Origin of the sequence: Streptomyces africanus, assembly GCF_002150735.1 — a bacterium.
GTDB classification, from domain to species: Bacteria; Actinomycetota; Actinomycetes; order Streptomycetales; family Streptomycetaceae; genus Streptomyces; species Streptomyces africanus.
This window is the reverse complement of the sequence record NZ_MUKA01000483.1, coordinates 184-510: the sequence shown is the minus strand read 5'-3', so window position 1 is coordinate 510 and position 327 is coordinate 184. Positions and strand designations below refer to the sequence as shown.

Below are 327 nucleotides of genomic sequence, written 5' to 3'. Positions count from 1 at the left end.
CGTGCACCGGGACGTCAAGCCGGAGAACGTCCTCCTGGACATGCAGGGCCCCCTGGGCCCGGGCGGCTCCCACCGCGCGCTGCTGACCGACTTCGGCGTGGCGAAACTCATCGACACCCCGCGCCGGACCAAGGCCACGAAGATCATCGGCACGCCGGACTACCTCGCCCCGGAGATCGTCGAGGGCTTGCCGCCCCGCGCCTCCGTCGACATCTACGCACTCGCCACGGTGCTCTACGAGCTGCTGGCCGGCTTCACCCCGTTCGGCGGCGGCCACCCGGGCGCGGTCCTGCGCCGGCACGTCACGGAGACGGTCGTCCCGCTGCC

General features: G+C 72.8%; 1 pseudogene (only partly in view). It reads left to right on the top strand.

The annotated features are described in order from the left end of the window. Window positions 1-327: pseudogene (locus CCL05_RS40400) on the top strand (protein kinase domain-containing protein); its annotated part runs 183 nt beyond the window's last position; the annotation flags it as partial.